This is a genomic window from Micromonospora sp. ATA51 (assembly GCF_016802855.1).
Lineage (GTDB): Bacteria > Actinomycetota > Actinomycetes > Mycobacteriales > Micromonosporaceae > Micromonospora > Micromonospora sicca.
On the sequence record NZ_JAEVHJ010000532.1, the window covers coordinates 1 to 2,642 of the forward strand.

3 protein-coding genes are annotated in these 2,642 nt (G+C 75.2%); all 3 read right to left on the reverse strand.

The features are described 5' to 3' along the window. Window positions 1-196: 196 nt before the first annotated feature. The 3 genes from JNW87_RS37260 to JNW87_RS37270 all read right to left on the reverse strand — a co-directional run bounded on the left by JNW87_RS37260 (window position 197) and on the right by JNW87_RS37270 (window position 2,491). Window positions 197-1,069 (reverse strand): PspA/IM30 family protein, encoded by an 873-nt coding sequence (locus tag JNW87_RS37260; RefSeq protein ID WP_238455336.1) that lies wholly within the window; start codon window positions 1,067-1,069, stop codon window positions 197-199. 195 nt (window positions 1,070-1,264) lie between these two features. Continuing rightward, window positions 1,265-1,714 (reverse strand): helix-turn-helix domain-containing protein, encoded by a 450-nt coding sequence (locus tag JNW87_RS37265; protein WP_109806017.1) that lies wholly within the window; start codon window positions 1,712-1,714, stop codon window positions 1,265-1,267. Window positions 1,715-1,933: 219 nt separating this feature from the next. Then, window positions 1,934-2,491, reverse strand: coding sequence for a CinA family protein (locus JNW87_RS37270; RefSeq protein ID WP_109806018.1), 558 nt, complete (start codon window positions 2,489-2,491; stop codon window positions 1,934-1,936). Window positions 2,492-2,642 lie beyond the last annotated feature (151 nt).

Consider the following 2,642-nt stretch of genomic DNA (forward strand, 5'->3'; position numbering starts at 1 on the left):
CTGCGCCCGCTGCCGGCGGCGCCGGCCCAGGCCGCGTCCGGCAGGCCGAGCCCGGCGTACGGGGTCAGCACGGCCGCGGCGCCGCCGAGCCCGCCGGCCAGTACGCTCCACCGCCGGGCGGAGCGTCGCAACCGGCGCAGCCGGCGGAAGTGTCGCGCTCGCTCGTCTGTCATCCCCGCCTCCTCGCGCCGCCGGGTCAGCTCGCGGCGGTGCTGTCCCCGGTGCCGCGTTCCCGGCTCATGCTGGCCCGGATCTCGTCGAGCCGGGCGGCGGCGGCCGGGTCGGTGGCCGGCGCGCTCTCGCCGCCCTGCGCCACCGCGGGCCGTTCCTGCCGGCCGGTGAGCTGCTCGCCGGCCATGCTCGACCGGATCTGCTCCAGTCTGGCCGACCCGGCCGAGTCGAGGGTGGCCTTCTGGATCTCGAGCATCCGGCCCTCGACCGAGTTGCCGGCCAGCTCGGCCCGGCCCATCGCGGTGGCGTACCGGCGCTCGATCCGATCCCGCACCTCGTTCAGCGACGGGGTGCTGCCGGGGGCGGTCAGCGAGGACATCGACTCCAGCGAGCGGGCCACGCTCTCCTGCATCTTGGCCTGCTCGAGCTGGCTGAGCAGCTTGGTCCGCTCGGCCAGCTTCTGCTGGAGGATCATCGAGTTGTTCTCCACCGCCTTGCGGGCCTGGCCGGCCGCGCCGAGCGCCTGGTCGTGCAGCGTCTTCAGGTCCTCGGTGGCCTGCTCGGCGGAGACCAGCTGGGTCGCGAGGAGCTGGGCGGACTGCTCGTACCGGCCGGCCTCGGCCTCGTCGCCCTTGGCCCGGGCCTGGTCGGCGAGGACCAGGGCATGCCGGGCGTTGGCCTGGAGCTGCTCGACCTCGGACATCTGCCGGGACAGTTTCATCTCGAGCTGGCGCTGGTTGCCGATCACGGCGGCCGCCTGCTGGACCAGCGCCTGGTGCTGCCGCTGGGCCTCCTCGATGGCCTGCTGGATCTGCACCTTCGGGTCGGCGTGCTCGTCGATCTTCGCGCCGAAGAGCGCCATCAGGTACTTCCAACCCTTGACGAACGGGTTAGCCATCTCCGCGTTGTCCCCTCAGTAGCGTCGCTCCGCCTCGGCCGGGCCGGGCGGGGCCGACCGGCGGGCCGCGCGGCGTGCCTCCATCGTCCCAGCCCGACGCCAGCCCGGCATCCGTACGGCGAGGGGGCGGTCACGCTGCCCTGATCAAACCCTACGCGGCGGGGGCCACCGCGGCCATGGCGCGCGGCGCGTGGGTCAGGCGGCGCAGACCACGTCCCGGTCCGCGGGGCGGACCCGGGTGCTGCGCAGCGTGGCCTTGAGCGGCGAATCCTGGCGGACCTGGACGGCCACCGCACCGTCGGTGGTGACCTGGCGGACCCCCCGGTTGGTGGCCTTGCGGACGGCGGCCGCGGGGACCGGCGTCGGCTCGGCCCGCTCCTCGACCACCGGGACCAGCACTCCCGGCATCTGCTCGGCCAGGGCGACGGTGTCGCTGACCTCGCGGAGCAGCTCGGAGAGGCGGGCGCCGAGCGCGTCGCAGATGGCGGCCAGCAGCTCGCTGGAGGGCTCCTTCTGGCCGCGCTCGATCTCGGAGAGGTAGCCGAGGCTCACGTTGGCGGCGGAGGAAACCTCGCGCAGGGTGCGGTGCTGCCCCTGCCGGCGCGTCCGCAGTGCGTCACCGATCACGCGGCGTAGCAGGACCATCGCACCTCCCCCTGACGGGACCACCATCTCCGACCGGGGCGTACCGCGCCGGACCCGGCGGGCTGCCCCCGGCGTCGACGTCGACCGTCGAAGCCTTCCCGCAACCGTACCCGTTGGCCGGCCGGTCGACATCCCGCCCCGCCCCTCCAATCCCGCCGAGCCGCCCGCGGCGGCCACCCGGGGCAGGTTGCTCCGTCGGGAACCGTGCCGCGGCCGGCGTCACCGGTGACCCGCGCCCGCCGGGTCGCCCGCGCGGGCCGCGCCGGTCTGCTGGGCGTCTCGGATCCGCTCGGTCAGCAGCCGCAGCGCCTCGATCACCGCGGCCGAGCGGATGTGGTCCCGGCTGCCGTCCAGGTCGAGCTGCCGCACGTCCGTGCCGGTCGGGCCGGCCACGGCGACGTACACCAGGCCGACCGGCTTGCCGTCCTGCGGCTCCGGCCCGGCCACCCCGGTGGTGGCCAGCCCCCAGTCCGCCCCGCAGCGCCGGCGTCCGCCCTCGGCGAGCGCGGCCGCCACGTCCGGGTCGACCGGGCCGCGCTCCGCGAGCAGTTCCGCCGGTACGCCGGCCAGCTCGGACTTCAGCTCGGTGGCGTAGACCACCAGGCCGCCCCGGTAGGTGCCGCTCACCCCGGCGATCTCCACGATCGCGGCGGAGAGCAGCCCCCCGGTGAGCGACTCGATGGTGGCCAGCGTCTCGTGCCGCTGCGAAAGGCTGTGCACGACGGCGGCTGCCGGGCTGCCGGCCGGCCGCTCCCCGTTCGCGTCCCGATCATCCATGCCTCAGGCCCTTCCCTCCCCGACGCCGCCTACTCATGCTCCCGCGGATCCGTCGATCATGAGGTTATCGCCAGGAGACGCCGGGACGGCGGACGACAACTCCATGATCGCCGATTTCAGGCCCCGGGGGCGGGAGCGGAGGCCGGGGGTG

Excerpts from the sequence above, each read along its gene's own strand:
- JNW87_RS37260 (WP_238455336.1), bottom strand. The coding sequence starts at position 1,069 with ATGGCTAACCCGTTCGTCAAGGGTTGGAAGTACCTGATGGCGCTCTTC.
- JNW87_RS37265 (WP_109806017.1), bottom strand. The coding sequence starts at position 1,714 with ATGGTCCTGCTACGCCGCGTGATCGGTGACGCACTGCGGACGCGCCGG.
- JNW87_RS37270 (WP_109806018.1), bottom strand. The coding sequence starts at position 2,491 with ATGGATGATCGGGACGCGAACGGGGAGCGGCCGGCCGGCAGCCCGGCA.